This window comes from Lachnospira intestinalis (assembly GCF_040095895.1).
GTDB classification, from domain to species: Bacteria; Bacillota; Clostridia; order Lachnospirales; family Lachnospiraceae; genus Lachnospira; species Lachnospira intestinalis.
Map to the genome: position 1 here is coordinate 127,465 of NZ_JBBMFS010000005.1, position 18,212 is coordinate 145,676.

Genomic DNA, 18,212 nt, shown 5'->3' on the forward strand with positions numbered 1-18,212 from the left:
GAGAGCATTGGGAATTAAGAATTTTTTCCACGATATAATGACGGGAAAAATAGAAGAAATAGTAGCCAAAAAAGTTGAAATGGATTCACAGAATTATGTGGATTCAGAAAAGTATGCGGCACTGGTTGCAGAGGAATTCATGATTAATGTTGCGATTAATATGATTGCAAATGCAATTAGTAAGTGTGAGTTTAAGACGTTTTTTCAAGGACAGGAAAAAATGGGTGATGAATACTATTTGTGGAATTACCAGCCCAATGTGAATCAGAGTTCAAGTGAATTTTTGCATGAATTAGTATACAGGCTGTTATATGAAGACAGGGTGCTTGTTGTAGAGGTAGGCGGACAATTAATAATTGCAGACGGATTTTCGGAAGGGACTGAAATTGTCAAAGAAAGAACATTTTACAATATTTCACGCGGTTCATTTTCCCTGGGGACAAGCAGAACGATGTCACAGGTGATGTATTTTAAGTTAAATAATAATTCGATAAGACGGCTGCTAAAAAGCGTATGTGACGGATACAATCAGTTAATGGATACGGCGATTGAAAAATTTGAGAAGTCCGGCGGAGAAAAAGGAATCCTGAGTATTGATGCGCAAAAGCTGTCAGGCGAATTAAAACAGGTTGGAAAAACTTTTGATGAAGTCATGGAAGATATGATGAACAACCGGTTTAAAAAATTTTACAAAAGTAAAAATGCTGTACTGCCGTTGTTTAACGGTTACAGTTATGAAAGCAAGGGCGGAACTGAATCAACGAAAAAGTCCACTTCTGAATTGAATGATGTCATCAACATCGATGACAAAATTGTTATGAAAGTTGCGAATTCCGTAAATATGCCGGTGGCGCTTTTAAAAGGTGACGTTTCTGATGTAGAACGGATAACACAGAATTTTTTGACATTCTGTATTGACCCGATATGCAGTATGCTTGAAGGTGAGATTAACAGAAAAAGAAGTGGAAAGGCGATTTTACAGGGAACAGGTGTTAAGATTGATACAACATCAATCTTGCATATAGATTTATTCTCTATAGCAGAGAAGATTGACAAATTGATTTCCTCCGGCATGTATAGTATTGATGAGCTGCGGAAGCGGTGCGGAGATACCGAACTCGGAACGGAGGCGAGCAGACGGCATTACATCACAAAGAATTATGAAAAAATGGAAGGAAGTGAAGAAAGTGCACAATTCAAAAATGATGTACAGGTTTGAGCAACAAGCAGAGAAACCTACGCAGATTTACATTTATGACGAGGTTACAGCGCAGGGACCGTTTAACTGGAATACATTGGAGTATGAAGAATCTGAAACTTCGGCAAATTATTTTGTCAAAATGCTGGCAGAAATTTCGGATGAAGGAAGTTTGGAACTCCATATTAATTCATACGGTGGAGATGTAAAAGAGGGTGTTGCGATTTATAACCTGCTAAAGCGGAAAAATTGCAAGAAGACATGCTATATTGACTGTTTTGCATATTCTGTGGCTTATGTTATTGCAATGGCATGTGACAAAATTATCATGGGACTTGGTTCAAGCATTATGATTCATGAAATGTGGACAGTTGCACGTGGAAATGCAGAAGAACTGCGGAAGCAGGCTGATGATTTAGATGTACTTATGCAGACGAACAGACAGATTTTCCTGGCACGATGTAATCTTTCGGAAGAAAAACTGATTGAGATGATGAGGGCAGAAACGATTCTGACCCCGGAACAGTGTATGGAATATGGTTTCTGTGATGAAATTTCACAGGCGGCAGTTGACCAGTCGCAGATAAATCAGTGCTATGAAAAGAAATACCGGCAGTTACAGCAGGAATTACGGCAGCAGAAAACTTTACAGGATTTTGTAAAGGAATTTGCAAAGCCACAGAGTACAGAAACAAAGCCAAAAGAACATATCGAAAATAAATCGCTCAAAATGATGAGCGATTTTTTTAATGCTTTTACAAGCGTACAGTTAAAGGAGGATTAGAAATGTTAAACAAAGATTTATTGCAGGCGCAGAACAAAGATTTAATGCAGAAGCTTTCACAGGCATTAAAGGAAGACGATTCTGATAAAATGGCAGAATACTTACAGCAGTTTTCCGAAGGAGTACAGGACTGTATTTTACAGGAATATGCAGACCTTAGAGGGACAAATGATACGGCAATTTTAGCTCAGAGAGGTATCAGACAGCTTACAAGTGAAGAAAAAGAATTTTACGAAAAGTGGGCGGAAGCGGGAAAGAGTGATAATCCTAAGCAGGCACTTACAGATATTGCAAAGGCAATTCCGCAGACAATTATTGATACAGTTATCAATGATATGCAGGAAGCGCATCCACTTTTGAATGAAGTCGATTTTATTAATTGCCAGGGTGCTATCAAGATGATTATTAATGCTGATAATATTGATTTGGCAACATGGTCTACTCTTACAAGTGCAATTACCACGGAACTTGCAGGTCAGATTAAGACAATGGATATGACACTTGCAAAGCTGTCGGCATTTATACCGGTAGCAAAAGACATGCTTCAGTTAGGACCTGTATGGTTAGACAATTATGTAAGAATCATCTTGTCAGAAGCTTCTGCCGGCGGATTGGAAAAGGGAATTTTAAAAGGAACAGGAAAAGATCAGCCAATCGGTATGTGCAAAGATTTAGACGGGTCAGTGACGAGCGGAGTGTACACAGATAAGAGTAAAGTAAAATTAAATACACTTGATGCAACAGAATATTGTGCTGTAGTTGCACCTTTGGCAAAAAAGCCAAACGGGGGATATCGGACAGTGCCGGAGGTTGTATTGATTGTGAATCCGGTTGATTATATTTCAAAGGTAATTCCTGCTTCAACAGTAAGAGATTCTTCCGGGAATTACAAAAATAATGTATTTCCATACCCTACAAAAGCAATTCAGTCGTCAGCGATGGAGGAAGGCGAAGCAATTTTGGGACTGCCTAAAAAATATTTTATGGGAATTGGCGCAGGCGCAAGTGGCAAAATTGAGTATTCCGATGAATACCAGTTTTTAGAAGATAACCGTGTGTATCTTACCAAAATGTATGCAATGGGTATTCCAAAAGATAATAATGCTTTTGTATATTTGGATATTTCAAAGCTGAAAGCGCTTGATTTAAAGGTACAGGTTACTAATACGGAAGACAATCCGGTTAATACAAAACAGAAGGCGTAAAAATGACAGCGGTTAGTAAAGAGCTGCTTGCAGAAATAAAAAATGATATTGACATAACATGGGAAGATGCGGCCGGAGATGAAAAACTTTCCGGCTGTATTCTGCGTGGAATGAACAGAATCAATGATTTATGTGGGACGCAGTTTGATTATAGCACTGAAACAGGTGACAGTCAGGCGAAAGATTTACTTTTAAATTATGTGATATATGCGAGGGCAGGTGCACTTGATGATTTTATGAAAAATTATCAGGCGGATATTAACGCATTGCAGATTGCACAGGAGGTAAAGCGGTATGCTCAACAGCAGGCAGAGGAGAGTGGAACAGTTTAATGACGGAATTGCGATTATTTGTGAAGCCAAAAACAAAGCTATTGTGAAAGAAGTTGCAAGGCTGCGTTTTGGAATCCGGACAATAGGTGTTACAAGATTTTATCAGGCGAAAATTGCCGGAAGTAACATTGATAAGTTAATCAGTGTGCCGGTTAATAAGTTTGTAAATGCAAAATCTGTAATATTAATTGAAGATGAGCAGTATACGGTGAAACAGTTGCAGGAAAAAATGGATACAGTGCCGCCAACAGTGTATATAACACTTTTAAAGGCGGCGCCGCAGTATGAAGACAGGAGGAGTTTGAATGAAAGTTCTTAAATCATTTATACATAAGCAGTATGGAGCAACGGAAGGTGATGAGATTACAATTCAGGATAAGAAAGTTGCGGACATTCTGGTAAAAAAGGGAATTTTAAAAGAAGATGAAAAGAGTGCTGTAAATGTCAAGACGGATAAAAATTGACCAGCTTTCAGGTGAAATTGTAAAGATAATGCAGGATTATGCAGGTGATGTTACAAGCAATATGAAAGAGGACATTGACAGTGTAGCAAAAGAAGCTGTCAAAAAAATAAAAAGTGCTGCACCAGTAAGAGATAGTAATCGTGACAGAAAGACCAGGAGCGGTAAGAAATACCCGCCAGGAACATATAAAAAGAGTTGGACCAGCAGAACAGTAGAAGAAACATTTAACCGTAAAAAAAGAACGATTTACTCGAAGGGACAATATCAATTAACACATTTGTTGGAAAAAGGGCATAAAGAGGTATTACCTTCGGGGAAAACGGGAAGAAAAGTTGAACCGATTGTGCATATACAACCGGCTGAAGAATGGGCGGTAAATGAATTGCAGAAAAGAACTATAAGGAGGATAAGCAGTGGGGTATAACGAAATTAAACAGATGCTTGAAGAATTAGGTATTCCGGTTGCATATTGGCGTTTTGATGATAATGAAGTGCCGACAGTTCCTTATATTATTTTTACACTGCCTAAAAGCGATAATATGGCTGCGGACGGAAAGACATATTACAAGAAGCAGAGGCTTTTTGTTGAATTGTATGTGGGTGAAAAGTCGCCAAGACTGGAACAGCAGTTAGAGGAACAGTTTGATAAGTACAATCTGTTTTATAACAGGGACGAATACTATATTGAAGATGAGCAGATATTTGAAGAACTATATCAGTTGGAGGTTTAGCAATGGCAGAAAATAAAGTGAAATTTAATTTGAAAAATGCACATTACGCAGTTATGAATGTAGATGAAGACGGTACGGTTACATTTGAAACACCGGTTGCGATACCGGGTTCGGTGTCACTGTCGCTTTCGGCAAAGGGAGATACATCTGAGTTTTATGCGGACGGTATGGTGTATTACACGGCAACGGCCAATAATGGATATGAAGGCGATTTTGAAATGGCATTGATTCCACAGACATTTGAAACAGATGTTTTATGTAATACATTAGATGATAATAAAGTGCTTGTAGAAAACAGTAATGTTGAACCGAAAGCATTTGCACTGCTGTTTGAGTTTGACGGAGATGTAAAGGCAACAAGGCATGTAATGTATAATTGCAAGGCATCGCGTCCGGACGTAGCTTCAAAGACAAATGAGGATAAAAAAGAGGTACAGACCGATAAATTATCATTAAAGGCAAGTCCGCTTGCAAATGGAAATGTGAAGACAAAAACAACAGGAGCAACAGCAAATGAAACATATACGAAGTGGTATGAAAGTGTATATGTTCCGGTTAAGACAGGAGAGTAGTATGATTGTAAAAAATATTTTAATTGACGGGAAAAAGGTGAAATTTCGTGCTTCGGCAACAATTCCACGGCTGTACAGAGCATATTTTGGCAGGGATATTTTTAAGGATATGATACAGCTTACAAAAAACAGTGATAAGAATAAAAAAGATGACGGCGGCGACATTGAAAATCTTGAGCTGTTTGAAAATGTAGCATATATAATGGCCAAGCATGCAGACCCGGCACAGCCGGACACGCCGGAAGAATGGCTGGAGCAGTTTAACGTCTTATCACTGTATCAGGCACTTCCTGATATTATTGAGTTGTGGAGACTGAATAATATGTCAGTGGCAGAAAGTAAAAAAAAATTCAACCAACAGTTCGCACGATGACGACACCATTATTTATCCTTAGGTGTTTAGAATTGGGCTTGAATCTTTCCGATTGTGACAGAGTAACAATCGGTCTTGTATATGATATGTATACAGAAAAAAACAATGACGATTATGATTATCCAATAATGGCACAGCAGGAAGACTTTGACCGTTTCTGATGTAATACGCGCATCAGGGGCGGTTTTTATTGTGAGGTGAGGAAATGGCAAAAAGCAGGATTGCAGGAATCACTATTGAAATTGGTGGGGATACAACCGGACTGCAAAACGCATTAAAAGGTACAAATGACAATATTAAGAAAACGCAGGACGAATTAAAAGATGTAACAAGATTACTGAAACTGGACCCGACTAATACAGAGCTGTTAAAGCAGAAGCAGGTTTTATTAAATAAAGCAATAGATGAAACAAAGCAGAAGCTTCAAATGCTTCAAAATGCGCAAAGGCAGGCGGCTTCTGAGGTAGGACAAAATGGAAAAATCACACAGGAACAATACAGAGCCCTGCAAAGAGAGGTTGAAGCGACAAAAGAGGAAATAAAGAAACTCCAAAAAGAAGCGAACAGTGCAAATGCGGCTTTACAGAAAGTTTCCGATGTGACAGGTAAAATCGGAAAAACTGCAACGAAAATCGGAAAAGGCATGTCGGTTGTATCTGCAGGTATTGGTGGCGTTGCAACAGCGGCAGTAAAGACAACGGCGGACTTTGAAAGTGCAATGAGTAATGTACAGGCCATTTCCGGCGCAACCGGCGAAGATATGAACAGCCTGAAAGAAAAAGCACGTGAAATGGGAGCACAGACAAAATTCTCTGCAACAGAAGCGGGCGAGGCAATGTCTTATATGGCAATGGCAGGCTGGAAGACAGAAGAAATGATGTCAGGTATTAGCGGAATTATGAATCTTGCAGCAGCTTCTGGAGAAGATTTAGCAACGACTTCTGATATAGTAACAGATGCACTGACAGCGTTTGGACTTACAGCACAGGATACAGAGAAATTTGTGGATACACTTGCAGCAACAGCAACAAATTCCAACACCAATGTATCTTTGCTGGGAGAATCTTTTAAATATTGTGCGCCGGTATGTGGAGCGTTAGGATACTCTGCTGAAGATACTTCGATTGCTTTAGGATTAATGGCGAACTGTGGAATTAAGGCTACAAATGCGGGTACTGCATTGAGAGCAATATTGACAAATATGGCAAAGCCAACAGATGCAGTTGAAGCAGCAATGAGTGAATTGGGAGTAAGTCTTACAGATTCAGAAGGAAAAATGTTGAGTCTGCGGGATTTAATGGTAAATCTTCGGGATGGATTTGGACAATCAGAGATATCTGCTGAAGAATTAACGGAATCAATGAATCAGTTGCAGACGGCCTATGAAAATGGAGAAACAACAGCAGATGAATATGAGGAAGCACAAAAGAAGCTTATTGAATCGGCATATGGTGCAGAAGGAGCGGAAAAAGCCCGGCTTGCGGCGATGCTTGCAGGAAAGGAAGGCATGTCGGGGCTTTTGGCAATTGTAAATGCAACGGAAGGCGATTTGGATAAGCTTACAACAGCCATTGATAATTCAAAGGATTCGGCACAAAATATGGCTGATATTATGAATGACAATTTAAAAGGTCAGCTTACAATTTTGAAAAGCCAATGCCAGGAACTGGCTATCAGCATTGGTGAACTGCTTATGCCTCAAATACGTAATATTGTGGGAAGTGTGCAGGGTGTGGTTGATAAGCTCAATAGAATGTCAGATCATCAAAAGAAACTAATCGTAGATATTGCATTATTAATTGCGGCAATAGGGCCGTTGCTGCTTGTCATAGGAAAAATATCAGCAGGGATTTCAACAGTATCGGCAGTGGCAGCCAAGATAATGCCGTTTATAGGGATTTTCATGAATAAATGTTCAATGCTTCCGGGAATATTTATGAAAATTATAACGGCTTCAAAAGGAATAGCGCAGTCTATATCATTGATGTTGGGACCTGTTGGAATGATTGTGGCAGCAATAGTGGCAGTTATTGCAATATTAGTTGGATTGTATACAAAATGTGATGATTTCAGAAATTTTGTAAATAACACGCTTTTAGGGATGTTTACGTTTATTCAACAGATAATCTCTGAATTGATTGCAGTTATACAGGAATTTTGGGAATGGCTTGAACCGTATGTATCGCCGCATATTGAATTCTTAAAAGGTATTTTAATATTAGCAATTGAAGGGATAAAAGCTTTTATAGAATTGTTTTTATTAAATATTGTAACTTCAATTAAAGCTGTGCTGATTGTAATACAGAATGTAGTTGAACTGGTACTTGGTGTTATAAAATCAGTCGTCTCGGGCGCAATGGATTTTATTCAGGGTATTATTGATGTTGTATTAGGAGTTATTTCAGGTGACTGGGAACGTGTATGGACTGGTATTAAAGAAATGCTTGGGGGAATTGTTGAAGCCATTGGTGGGATCATAGGAAATCTTGTGTCATTTTTGACTAATACTTTTGAAGATTTAATCAATCTTGGTTTTGAGTGGGGAAAAGATTTTGTTAGTGGTCTGGCAAAGGGAATAAAATCTATGATTGATTCGGTTGGAGATGCAGCAAAGAGTATTGCGAATAAAATAACGAATATTCTGCATTTTTCACGTCCGGATGAAGGCCCATTGAGGGATTATGAAACATGGATGCCGGACTTTGTAGGACGAATGGCAGAACAGATAAAACAGCAAGAGTACAAGATTGCACAGGCGGCAATGGGACTTGCACAAAGTCTGAACATTTCAGCGGATTTGCCGGGAAATAATCCGAAAGGCGGTGACAACACGCAGATTAATTTTAATGGCAATTACAATTTCAGAAATCGTGATGATGTTGATTATTTTATGAATCAGGCAGCGTTAAGACTGGCGGTGAGCAGATGATAGTAAATGGTGTTGATTTACATGAAAAATATAAAAAGAATGTTACGTGGCTGAGTCAGACGATTCAGCCACGTAATGTTATAACGTATACAGATTGGCTTGATACAGGCATTGATCCTGTTAAGATAAAACCTAATCGTTATACGGATTTTGAAATATACATTGATATGTTAATCAAAGGCAATTCAAAAGAAGAATGTGAACAGTTGATGAGTAGTATGCTTTCAGAGTTTGATTCCGGTATTGTGAAATTAGATGATATGGAATTTCAATACACTTTTGATTTTAAATCTGAAAATAGGGAACTGGTAAAACGCTGGTTATATCATTACGAGCTTACCTTAACCGGATACAACAAGCTTGGAACACGGCAGAGCTTAGATTTTGCAGGAACAGAGCAGACGTTTACGGTACCGGGAACGGATAAGACGCCATTGGTGCTTACCGTGTCATCGAACATAGCTTTGAACAGCTTGACGATTGAAGGACTGACAGAGCAGGCATTTACAATTTCAGAGGTACAGAAAGATTCTAAAATAGTCATTGACGGTGAAAATTGCACGATTACCGAAAACGGTGAAAATATTTTAGGAAAGACGGACCTGTGGGAGTTCCCGCAGGCAGAACCGGGAAGCTGGACATTGAAGCTTAGCAGTGTATGTACTGCAAATTTAAGCTATTATCCAAGATACAGATAGAAAGAGAGGAAATGACAATGTTGACTAAAACATGCGAAACAACAGAAAAAAAGAGCTTTATGGTAAGAGGCAGCAGCACAATTAAACAGGATGACGGAACGACCGCAACGGTGTGTACATTTAGCACTGGATTTGATAAGGTCAACGGCGAACTGCCAGACAGCTCTATCGTGAGCATTACACAGACGGTATTAAACAGTAAGCTCTACAAAGAGAATAAGACACAGTGCCGTGCAGATTACACGGAATTTGCCGACTATGTGGATTCAATAATTGACGGAACAGCGGAGGAATAAGACATGAAGACAAAGATAAAATTAGGTGAGTTACAGAGCGTGATTGTGGGTTTGCAGGCGGTAAAGGCAAAGAAGCTTCCTATTAAGGTGCAGTATGCGCTTGCAGTGAATATTAAGACACTGACAGAGAAATATGTGGCATACAACGCCCAGCGGACAGAAATTCTTGAAAAGGATTGCGTAAAAGATGCAGACGGACACCCTGTATTAAAAGACCGGGTAACAAAAAATGCCGCCGGTGAAGTGGTGAATACACAGCAGGAATACACCTACGGCAGTGATGATGACAGGGAAAAGGCATTAAAGGAAGTTGCCGAATTAAACAGCATTGAGGAAGAACTGGAAATGAATAAGATTACGCTTGAAGAATTAGAACGCTGCGATGAGGAGCCATATGATGGATTAACCGGAACCAACGTGCAGGATATGCTGTTTATGATTTCTGAATAAAAAAAGAAAGCGAGGGCGGCAATGCTTCGATTGTTAAACGCACGGCGGAAGATGATGCTGCCGGTTACAACTTATAATGATTTGAGAATAGAGCGTGTACTGGACTATGATGACCGCACGCTCCATTTTTCTGTTCCGGTATGTGCCATGCCAGAAGAAATGACGCTGGAAAACTATATCCAGACTAAAGACGACGAATATGTTATAAAACAGATTAATGCGAAAGATAACAACTATGAAATTACGGCGCAGTTGAATGTGGAGGAGCTGGAAGGCACACATTTTGATACATTTACAACCACGGAACAGACGATTGTGCAGGCAATGAACCTTGCATTTGCGGGCACAGGCTGGCGGTGCGTGAGCGGTCTGACAAAAAAGCGGACGATTAAAAAGACCAATGCTTCCGCATGGGAGATTTTAAAGCAGGCAGTAAAGACGTATCGTGTCGAACCGATGATTGACAGCTTAAATAAAGTGGTGACATTTACTGAAAAACGCGGAAGCGACAGAGGAGTGTATTTTAGCAGCCAATTAAATTTAAAATCTGTCGGACAGCAGGCGCAGACAACGGATTTTTATACCCGGATTATTCCGGCTGGAAAAGACGGACTTACCATAGAATCTGTTAATAACGGCATAAAGTATCTTGAGGACCACACATACAGCCCGAAGGTCAAGACGTATTACTGGAAAGATGAGCGCTACACGGTGCCTGAAAGCCTGATGGAAGATGCAAAAGAGAAGCTGTATGACCTTGCGCATCCGGTTGTTGCATATACCTGTGATGTGCTTGATCTGGCAAAGGTAAGCCGGAAATATAGCATTTTACAGTATTCCCTTGGTGATACGGTGCTGATTATTGACAAGTATACTAAAATCCGTGTACAGCAAAGAATCGTTAAAATGACTGAATATCCAGATAATCCGGATAAAAACACCTGTGAAATATCTAATGTAAAGTTAAGTTTTGAGGAGTATGCGCAGAAGTATGAGGATACAAGCGATACGGTAGACAACATAACAACGGATAACGGAACGGTGGACGGAGATGCAATCGACAATATTGATGCCGCAAAGATACAGCGCTTAGATGAAGTCATTGCCAACAGTGCAAAATTTGTTGAGGTAAATACGAAGATTTTGAATGTATCGGATACGCTTACTGCGGCCAATGCGAAAATCGGTACGTTGGAAACAACTAAACTGACGGCAACGGACGCGGATTTAAAGTATGCCACGATTCAAAATCTTAGTGCGGCAACCGGCCGCATTGACATACTGGAAACAAACGCTCTTACTGCCAGCAGTGCGCTGATTCATAGCCTGACATCGGACGTGGCAAATATTAATACACTGATGTTTGGAACAGCTTCCGGTGGAAGTCTTACAACAGAATTCAGTAATACAGTTGTGGGCTTGATAGGTGATGCACAGATTAAGTCGGCAATGATTCAGGACATCGCTGCGGATAAGATTACCAGCGGCAGGCTGTATACTAATTTAGTAGAAGTGGCAAGTAAGTCCGGGAATCTGGACATTGCAGATAATACGATAAAAATTTGCGATGATGCGCAGACGGCGCGGGTGCAGATTGGAAAAGATGCCGCCGGTGATTACAATATTTACATTTGGGATAAGAATGGAAATTTAATGTTTGACCCGCTGTACGGTGTACAGGAAGACGGCATAAAAAGACCGATTATCCGAAATGATATGGTATCAGACAATGCCAACATTTCTGCAAATAAGCTGGATATTACCAGCCTTTTTACGGTTATTAACGGTAGTAAAGAGACAATTAACAGCGCGCGGGTGTTTGTGGATGCAGACAGCCAGACGTTAGATGTTGCATTTAAGCAGATGACAACCGATGTACAGACGGCAGTTACAAAAGCAGATGGCGTGTACACTCTTGCAGAGGCCGCAAACAATAACGCAGCTTCCGCACTTGCCCAGGTGCAGACGGTAACAGAAACAGTAAGCACGCAGGGAACACAGCTTACAGAAGTGCAGGGACAGATAAGCAGTAAGGTGTGGAAGCAGGATATTACAACGGCGGTTAGTGAGCTGGAGATTGGTGGGAGGAATCTGTATACAGGCACAAAGGATTATAACGGAACAGGTTGGAAAAACTTACATCTTTGGAAAAATGATGGAACATACAATGGTTTTACAGTGAAAAAAAATTCAACTTGGTGGAACGGTTTATATCAAGTTGTAGAGGTAAAACAAGGAGAAATATATACATTCAGTGGGTATGCAAAAGCAAACGGAGGAGTTTGTTATATATATGCAACAAGCGAAGGTGCGAGTTTTGATACAAAATATAAATCAATAGAAATATCATCAGAGTGGCAGAGAATAAGTCATACATTTGTTGTTACCAAATCAGGAGAAGCCGCATTTCGGTTTGAACAGTCAGACAAATCGAAAAATATATGGGTCTGCGGACTGAAATTAGAAAAAGGCAACAAGCCCACCGATTGGACACCGGCTCCGGAAGATATAGACAGTTCCATATCGGCACTCGAAGGTACAACAACAACGCTTAGCAATCGATACACATCGTTAAATCAGACACTTTCAGGTTTGACGGCAACGGTTAATGCCAATACAACGGCGATTACCCAGAAGGCGGACGGAAGCACGGTGACAACATTGCAGAACAATCTGACGTCGTTGGAAGCAAATTTAAATGGATTCAAGAGTGAGGTCAGCAGCACTTATACAACGAAAACGGATTTTAATAATCTGGAGATTGGAGGACGGAATCTGTATACCGGGACAAAGGATTTTACAACGGAATGGCCTAATATAATAAATTGGGAAACAGATGGAACGTATAAAGGATTTACAGTAAAAAAAAGAAGCGGACAGTTATGGCAGGCTTTGTGGCAAAGCGTAAATGTACAGGAAGGAGAAGTGTATACATATAGTGCTTATGTAAAGACAGATAATTTGGATAATTTCAGCATTGGTTATTTTATGTCAGGGGCTTCATGCTCCGCCGAATCAATTGAAACGGTATGTCCAACAGAAGTAAATACATGGACAAGAGTATCCGCAACATGCAGAATAACAAAAGCAGGAACAATGCACTTTGGAATTGAACCAAAAGCAGCGGGGACTATATGGGTCTGCGGACTGAAATTGGAACAGGGGAATAAACCCACCGACTGGACCCCGGCTCCGGAAGACTACAGCACGACGGAACAGATGAATTCTGCTATAAAACAGAGCGCGGACAGCATAAAGACAGAAGTGAATGGTACGTTAAATAATTATGCCACAACAGCAAGTCTGGAGTTAAAGGTCAGCAAAAACGATAATAGCCAGATTGTAAGCATGATAAATGCAAGTGCAGATGTAATTAAATTAAGTTCCAACCGATTTCAGTTGGACAGCACCTATGCGAAGATTAATTTAGATGGAACGGTTGCATTTACGGGCGGAACGATTGGAGGCTTTCAAATCACAAGCACGGGAATTAACGCTGCGAATGGACTGGTTGGAATGAATATTACAAGCGGTTGGGCATTTCATGCGGGAAATATTATAGCTGGAACGGACAGAACTGTTTTTTGTGTGGGACATGAGGGCAATGTTTATTGTCATAATTTTTGGAGTGATAACGCAATGATTGTTGGTGGCAGCATAAACGTAAATAACAATTTTATTGTGGACAGTTCCGGGAATTTGACAAGTAAGGGAAGTGCAGACTTTCAATGTGCAACGACCTACGCAAATGATTTTCACAGTCGCGGAAGTATTTATGCAGCGAGCAATCTTGATGTGGGGGCAACTATTGGCTGTAATGACATTCTTGTCAAAAATAATGCCTATGTCCGGGAACAGTTTTACTATTGGTATAACGACAGCTGGGTAAGACTTAGGGATTACATTACGGCGATAATCAACGGAGGTTGAAGTATGAAAAATTATTATGACAGCAGTTAGGCGCATAAGCGCTTATTTTTTTACCCTAAAATAAATTAAAGTTGCACCGGTGCAACGGAAAAGGAGAATTGAGATGATTATTGAAATCTACAAAAATGCGGGCAATAATCCCGTGATACAGCTTGTTATTATTGCAGTCGTATTAGATACATTTTTTGGCTGTATTAGAGCCGTAAAGGATAAGGAATTTAATAGTTGCTTCGGAATTAACGGAGCAATTCGCAAGATTGGCATGGTAGTGTCCATTATGGCATTAATTTTAGTGGACAGGATTGTTGGCTTCAACATGATCGGTTTTCTGCCGGAGGTGGTACGCGGCTATCTTGGAGAAAGTATCGGGCTTACAGAATTTTTCGGACTGTTATACATTGCCTACGAAACGGTAAGCATTTTGAAAAATATGGCGTTGTGTGGACTGCCGGTAAAGGCATTGTGGAAAACGGTCAAAACATTCCTTGGCAGATACACAGATGAATTGCCGGACGATGATGAATTAGTAGAAGAAAGCGAGGACAAATAATATGAGAATGGGACTTATTTCAGGACATGGCGCCGGGGACTCCGGCGCCGTTGGCTGTGGATACGAGGAAGCGAATGAAACCGTGCGTGTCGTGCGTATGCTTGCGGAGAAATTTGAAGCGTGCGGCATTGAAGTTGTTACATATCCTTATGAGCGTAATGCATTTAAGGATTGTAACAGGGGTTTGGGACTTCAGGCGGATTTTTCCGGGTGCAATTATGCAATCGAAGTGCATTTTAATTCCGGCAGGAATAATGAGAGTGGTGATGATGACATCGGCGGCACGGAAATTTATGTTACACCGAGAGAAGAAACTACCAATACGGAGCAGATTATTTTACGGAATATGGAAGCTTTGGGATTCAGAAACCGCGGAGTCCGGTCAGAAAATTTTCTTGCCATTAACAAGGTAAAGAGCTTAGGTGTATCATCTGCCTTATTGGAGCTGTGCTTCATTGATGATGCGGACGATATGCATCTGTATGAAGAAAATTTTGATGCTATTGGAAATACGATTGTAAGCGCCGTGTGTGAAGGTTTTGGTGTGGGCTATACAGAAGACACCGATGAAGCCGAGAACACAGAGGAAGGAGAACACATGACAAACGAAGAAAAGAACTGGTATATTAACTGTACATTTATTGAACTGCTGGGAAGACCGGCAGATGACGGAGGACTGGAGAATTACAGAAACCAGATTCCGGACGATGCAGCGTGGGATGACAATCTGACGGCATATGTTGACGACAACATCAAGCAGTCAGATGAATATGCCCAGTATCAGCAGAAGGAGTATATCCGTAAAGTTTATCTTGCAGAGCTTGGCAGAGAACCGGATGCAGTCGGCATGGAAACATACATGTGCTACGGAAGATACAGGGACATTTACAGAGATATTCACATGTCCGATGAAGCGAAAGCACGTAGAGGGGAATAAATCTCATTCAGGGGATTTTATTTAAGCGTAATTTGTGCTATATAATAGGTAGGAATTATGTAAAAGATATTAACCGATATATAGGTGGTCTATATGAACTCTCACACTTGGAGATGGTCAGCGTTATGGTACATCAGCTGACGAGGAACTTAAGCGTTGACCAGATTAAGGGGACACCGTTTGAAGCGTATTATGTAGACCATACGACCGGAATCTGGCCGCAGGCGGCAGGAGGAATTCCGTTTAATGCGTGCGAGTTCCAGTCCAAAGGCGATGCGATTACAGATTTGGTTGAAGATCTGGCAGCAGAGCAGAAAGCCCGCTCAACCTATGACAACCTTATCCGGCTTACGGACGATGCAGATGTATTAGAGCCGCTGCGGTTTTTACGTCAGCGTGAAATCGTGCATTTCCAGCGTTTCGGTGAGGCACTTTCTTTAGTGCAGCAACGCTTAGACTTTAATAATTTCTATGCCTTTAATCCCGAATTTGATAAAAAATGTAAATAGCATTTGTGCATACAGTATGATACAATCAAAGAGTTTAGAAGGGGCTGCCGCAAAGAGTGCCGGCGGCCCTGTCTGTTATGCAGGCAGTATACATAAAAAGGAGTATAAAAATGAAAGAAAAGATATATACGATTCCCGTTAATGATGCATTTGACAAAGACTGCGAGTGTCCACTCTGCGCAATGTATCAGGAACTGGAAAATAATGCGGTAGAATATACGATGGGACCAAGTTACATGGAAGACGATATCCGTGCCGAAACAGACAAAATGGGATTCTGCCGGAAGCATTTGAAAAAGATTTATGCTGTAGAAAACCGTCTGGGATTTGCACTGGTGATGAAGACACATATGGACAAGGTGATTAACGAGATTGAAAAAAGAAATGAACAGCCGGTAAAGGCAAAGACGCTGTTTAAAAAGGCAGAAACACCGTCAGCATGTGATTATATTAAAGAACTGGAACAGTCCTGCTTTGTGTGTAACCGTATACAAAATACATTTGAGCGGTATGTGGATACGGTGCTGCATTTATATCAGTCCGATGTAGCATTTAAAGAGAAATACCTGCACAGCAAGGGTTTTTGTACAGCGCATTACGGCATGTTAATCGAGCGCGGTGCACAGAAGTTTTCGGGCAGTACGGCAGAAAACTTCCGTGTGGATACAGACCGGCTGTATCTGGAAAATATGAAGCGTGTGCGTGATGATGTGGCATGGTTTATCAATAAATTTGACCATAAATATGCAGACGAGCCGTGGAAAAATGCGAAGGATTCACTGACGCGCGCCATGACAAAGGATAATTCAATTTTATAGCAGAAAGGACAAGCAATGCAGATTTCTTATGATGAGGGAAATGTTGTACTTACAGAAGTGAGGGATTTTGATCTTGCGCAGACACTAGAATGTGGGCAGTGTTTTCATTTTAAAAAACTCGCCGAACAGGAATATGCAGTCTGTGCATTTCATAGACTGTTACGTATACGTCAGGAAAAAGACAGCGTAATTTTGTTTGATACGACGATGCAGGATTACGAAATGATATGGCGGGATTATTTTGACTTTGGCAGGGACTACGGCAGGATAAAGGCGGCGCTTTTACAGACGGACGATACGTTAAAGGAAGCAGTGGAAACCATGCAGGGCGTACATATTTTACAGCAGGAATTTTTTGAAACTTTAATTTCCTTTATTATATCGCAGAATAAGCAGATTCCGCATATTAAGAAGATTGTGGAAACGCTTTCGGAGCGTTTCGGGGATGATCTGGGTGAAATAAACGGAATGCGATTCTTTGCCTTCCCAACGGTCAGCCAGATGTGCAATGTCACGGAAGAAGACCTGCGGGACTGCAAAACGGGCTTCCGAGCGCCGTATATTGTAGATGCGGTGCAGAAAACGGCAGACGGACAGATATCGGAGGCTGCATTAAAAGCGGCGGATACCGCAGAATGTGAGAAAATGCTGACAAAGATAAAAGGGGTCGGCAGTAAGGTTGCAAACTGCTGTATGCTGTTCGGGCTGGATAAGCGCGATGCATTTCCGGTGGATGTGTGGATTAAGCGGATTATGGAGCAGCTTTATTTTTCGGGAAAGGAAACGGACAAAGAAAAAATTGCGGCATTTGCAAAGACACGTTTCGGAAGCTACGGCGGCTATGCCCAGCAGTATCTGTTTTTTTACGGAAAAACAGTGCGTATCGGCGCGCAAAATCAAAAAATTAAAAAAGTATAATCTAATTATTAAAAACAAAAGATATTTCCAATTATCTGTTGACAAACAAAAGGCAGAGTGATATTTTAATGATATTGAAATTAGCACTCAAATTAAATGAGTGCTAACAAGGAAAATAATAGCAGCTGTCGTATACAAGTTCGGGGCGGCGCAAAGGCAGCCTTACCGGCGGCGGAATGGAGGATAATATGAAGTTAGTACCATTGGGAGACAGAGTTGTAATTAAAGCGTTAAAGGCAGAAGAAACGACAAAATCAGGCATTGTATTACCGGGTCAGTCAAAGGAAAAACCACAGCAGGCAGAAGTTATTGCAGTTGGTCCTGGTGGAGTTGTAGACGGCAAGGAAGTAACAATGCAGGTTAAGACAGGCGATAAAGTTATTTATTCTAAATATTCAGGAACAGAAGTGGAATTAGACGGCGAGGAATATATCATCGTAAAACAGTCTGATATCCTTGCAATTATGGAATAGAAAAATCTGGTAAAAGCAGTTTTGATACAGTATAAAATAGAAATC

General features: G+C 40.7%; 22 protein-coding genes. All 22 read left to right on the forward strand.

Annotation, left to right across the window (positions count from 1 at the left end):
- Positions 1-7 precede the first annotated feature (7 nt).
- Positions 8-1,219 (forward strand): phage portal protein, encoded by a 1,212-nt coding sequence (locus WMO37_RS07530; RefSeq protein ID WP_349154709.1) that lies wholly within the window; start codon positions 8-10, stop codon positions 1,217-1,219.
- Positions 1,188-1,982: a head maturation protease, ClpP-related gene (locus WMO37_RS07535; protein ID WP_349154710.1), complete on the forward strand. Its 795-nt coding sequence runs from the start codon at positions 1,188-1,190 to the stop codon at positions 1,980-1,982. Before WMO37_RS07530 ends, WMO37_RS07535 begins: the two co-directional genes overlap by 32 nt.
- Positions 1,983-1,984: 2 nt before the next feature.
- Positions 1,985-3,187 (forward strand): phage major capsid protein, encoded by a 1,203-nt coding sequence (locus WMO37_RS07540; protein WP_349154711.1) that lies wholly within the window; start codon positions 1,985-1,987, stop codon positions 3,185-3,187.
- 2 nt (positions 3,188-3,189) lie between these two features.
- Positions 3,190-3,519, forward strand: coding sequence for a hypothetical protein (locus WMO37_RS07545; RefSeq protein ID WP_349154712.1), 330 nt, complete (start codon positions 3,190-3,192; stop codon positions 3,517-3,519).
- Entirely contained in the window at positions 3,482-3,838 is a 357-nt protein-coding gene (locus WMO37_RS07550; RefSeq protein WP_349154713.1) for a hypothetical protein, read from the forward strand. The genes WMO37_RS07545 and WMO37_RS07550 overlap by 38 nt, the downstream gene beginning before the upstream one ends.
- Positions 3,825-3,983, forward strand: coding sequence for a hypothetical protein (locus WMO37_RS07555; protein WP_349154714.1), 159 nt, complete (start codon positions 3,825-3,827; stop codon positions 3,981-3,983). Before WMO37_RS07550 ends, WMO37_RS07555 begins: the two co-directional genes overlap by 14 nt.
- A 28-nt stretch (positions 3,984-4,011) precedes the next feature.
- Positions 4,012-4,407, forward strand: coding sequence for an HK97 gp10 family phage protein (locus WMO37_RS07560; protein ID WP_349154715.1), 396 nt, complete (start codon positions 4,012-4,014; stop codon positions 4,405-4,407).
- Positions 4,397-4,714, forward strand: a complete 318-nt coding sequence (locus WMO37_RS07565; RefSeq protein ID WP_349154716.1) for a hypothetical protein — start codon at positions 4,397-4,399, stop codon at positions 4,712-4,714. The genes WMO37_RS07560 and WMO37_RS07565 overlap by 11 nt, the downstream gene beginning before the upstream one ends.
- Before the next feature lie 2 nt (positions 4,715-4,716).
- The gene (locus WMO37_RS07570; RefSeq protein ID WP_349154717.1) at positions 4,717-5,286 is read left to right on the forward strand and encodes a major tail protein; all 570 of its coding nucleotides are present in this window, start codon (positions 4,717-4,719) and stop codon (positions 5,284-5,286) included.
- Position 5,287: 1 nt separating this feature from the next.
- Positions 5,288-5,659, forward strand: coding sequence for a hypothetical protein (locus WMO37_RS07575; protein ID WP_349154718.1), 372 nt, complete (start codon positions 5,288-5,290; stop codon positions 5,657-5,659).
- Complete coding sequence (locus WMO37_RS07580) at positions 5,656-5,820, forward strand: hypothetical protein (protein WP_349154719.1); 165 nt, start codon at positions 5,656-5,658, stop codon at positions 5,818-5,820. The genes WMO37_RS07575 and WMO37_RS07580 overlap by 4 nt, the downstream gene beginning before the upstream one ends.
- 44 nt (positions 5,821-5,864) lie before the next feature.
- Positions 5,865-8,588, forward strand: a complete 2,724-nt coding sequence (locus WMO37_RS07585; protein ID WP_349154720.1) for a phage tail tape measure protein — start codon at positions 5,865-5,867, stop codon at positions 8,586-8,588.
- The gene (locus tag WMO37_RS07590; protein ID WP_349154721.1) at positions 8,585-9,286 is read left to right on the forward strand and encodes a phage distal tail protein; all 702 of its coding nucleotides are present in this window, start codon (positions 8,585-8,587) and stop codon (positions 9,284-9,286) included. Before WMO37_RS07585 ends, WMO37_RS07590 begins: the two co-directional genes overlap by 4 nt.
- A gap of 17 nt (positions 9,287-9,303) precedes the next feature.
- Complete coding sequence (locus WMO37_RS07595) at positions 9,304-9,582, forward strand: hypothetical protein (protein WP_349154722.1); 279 nt, start codon at positions 9,304-9,306, stop codon at positions 9,580-9,582.
- A gap of 3 nt (positions 9,583-9,585) precedes the next feature.
- Positions 9,586-10,032: a hypothetical protein gene (locus WMO37_RS07600; protein WP_349154723.1), complete on the forward strand. Its 447-nt coding sequence runs from the start codon at positions 9,586-9,588 to the stop codon at positions 10,030-10,032.
- A gap of 21 nt (positions 10,033-10,053) precedes the next feature.
- Entirely contained in the window at positions 10,054-13,962 is a 3,909-nt protein-coding gene (locus tag WMO37_RS07605) for a phage tail spike protein (protein ID WP_349154724.1), read from the forward strand.
- 103 nt (positions 13,963-14,065) lie between these two features.
- Positions 14,066-14,512 carry a phage holin family protein gene (locus tag WMO37_RS07610; RefSeq protein WP_349154725.1) on the forward strand — a complete coding sequence of 149 codons (447 nt, stop codon included), beginning with the start codon at positions 14,066-14,068 and terminating at the stop codon, positions 14,510-14,512.
- Between the two features lies 1 nt (position 14,513).
- A complete protein-coding gene (locus tag WMO37_RS07615; RefSeq protein ID WP_349154726.1) occupies positions 14,514-15,449 on the forward strand; it encodes an N-acetylmuramoyl-L-alanine amidase in 936 nt (311 codons plus the stop codon).
- A 41-nt stretch (positions 15,450-15,490) separates the two neighbouring features.
- Entirely contained in the window at positions 15,491-15,958 is a 468-nt protein-coding gene (locus WMO37_RS07620; RefSeq protein WP_349154760.1) for a manganese catalase family protein, read from the forward strand.
- Positions 15,959-16,068: 110 nt separating this feature from the next.
- Positions 16,069-16,776, forward strand: a complete 708-nt coding sequence (locus WMO37_RS07625; protein ID WP_022431635.1) for a DUF6062 family protein — start codon at positions 16,069-16,071, stop codon at positions 16,774-16,776.
- A 15-nt stretch (positions 16,777-16,791) separates the two neighbouring features.
- On the forward strand, positions 16,792-17,694 hold the full coding sequence (locus tag WMO37_RS07630) for a DNA-3-methyladenine glycosylase family protein (protein WP_349154727.1): 903 nt from the start codon (positions 16,792-16,794) through the stop codon (positions 17,692-17,694).
- Positions 17,695-17,882: 188 nt separating this feature from the next.
- Entirely contained in the window at positions 17,883-18,167 is a 285-nt protein-coding gene (groES, locus tag WMO37_RS07635) for a co-chaperone GroES (RefSeq protein WP_022431637.1), read from the forward strand.
- Positions 18,168-18,212 lie beyond the last annotated feature (45 nt).